Annotated in this window: 1 protein-coding gene and 1 other annotated feature; the gene reads left to right on the top strand. The window is 61.2% G+C overall.

Going from position 1 to position 1,324, the window contains the following annotated elements:
- Positions 1-50 precede the first annotated feature (50 nt).
- Positions 51-1,285 (top strand): IS3 family transposase gene (locus M3I54_RS44240; RefSeq protein ID WP_254346705.1). Its coding sequence is split into 2 segments (ribosomal slippage): positions 51-354 and positions 354-1,285, totalling 1,236 coding nucleotides; the frame shifts between segments, so codons are not numbered across the junction.
- Positions 341-457 (top strand) — a sequence feature (AL1L pseudoknot). Its footprint overlaps the gene before it by 117 nt.
- Positions 1,286-1,324: the final 39 nt, after the last annotated feature.

Genomic DNA, 1,324 nt, shown 5'->3' with positions numbered 1-1,324 from the left:
TGAACCGCCCCGGGATTTCCGGAGGCTCCACTTCTTGAGAAAATGGAGCTATGGAAAACACCAAGAAGAAGTCCCCAAGGTACTCGCCGGAAGTTCGTGAGCGGGCTGTGCGAATGGTACTGGAACATCAGGGCGACCACGAATCGCAATGGAAAGTGATCGCCTCGATCGCAGCGAAGCTGGGCTGCTCGGGCGAGACGCTGCGTAGCTGGGTGCGCAAGGAAGAGCGGGATCGGGGTTTGCGCCCGGGTACGAGCACGCAGGAGCAGGATCGGATCAAGGAACTGGAGCGGGAAGTGCGTGAGCTTCGGCAGGTCAATGAAATCCTGCGCAAGGCGTCAGCGTATTTCGCACAGGCGGAGCTCGACCGCCGACCGAAGTGATGATCACGTTCATCGATGATCATCGGCACGTCTACGGCGTCGAGCCGATCTGCAGGGTGCTGCCGATCGCACCGTCGACGTACTACAAGCACTTGGGCCGCCGCGCCGATCCTGGCCTGGCGCCGCCGCGGGCCCGGCGCGACAGGATGCTCAAGGATGAGATCCGGCGCGTATGGGAAGAAAACTTCCAGGTCTATGGTGTGGACAAGGTCTGGACGCAATTGAAGCGGGAAGACATTGTCGTGGCGCGCTGCACGGTCGAGCGGCTGATGAAGCAGATGGGCCTGCGCGGTGTGGTGCGGGGCAGGACGGTACGCACGACAGTGAGCGATGGTTCGCCGTGCCCGAAGGATCTCGTGAAGCGGCAATTCACGGCCGAACGGCCCAATGCGCTGTGGGTGTCAGATTTTACCTATGTGTCGAGCTGGCAGGGCTTCGTCTATGTCGCGTTCATCATCGACGTGTTCGCCCGACGCATTGTCGGCTGGCGTGTGTCGAGTTCGGCGCGCACGGACTTCGTTCTGGACGCACTGGAGCAGGCCTTGTGCGAGCGACAGCCGGTGCAGCAGGACGGGCTGATCCATCACAGCGACCGCGGCGCCCAATACGTATCAATCCGCTATACGGATCGGCTGGTCGAGGCTGGCATCGAGCCGTCAGTGGGCAGCGTGGGCGACTCCTACGATAACGCTCTGGCTGAAACGATCAACGGCTTGTACAAGGCAGAGGTGATCCATCGCCTCGGACCGTGGCGCAATCCGCAGGCCGTTGAAATGGCGACGCTCGAATGGGTTGACTGGTTCAACAATCGTCGACTATTCGGCCCCATCGGCAACATTCCACCTGCCGAGGCAGAAGCCGCTTATTATTCAAAACTCGCTGGGTCCGCCATCGCGGCGTGACTCAAGCAAAACAGCCTCCGGGAAACCCGGGGCGGTTCA

Source organism: Paraburkholderia sp. CNPSo 3274 (assembly GCF_024206475.1).
Classification (GTDB): domain Bacteria; phylum Pseudomonadota; class Gammaproteobacteria; order Burkholderiales; family Burkholderiaceae; genus Paraburkholderia.
This window is presented reverse-complemented; position numbering and strand designations above follow the sequence as displayed.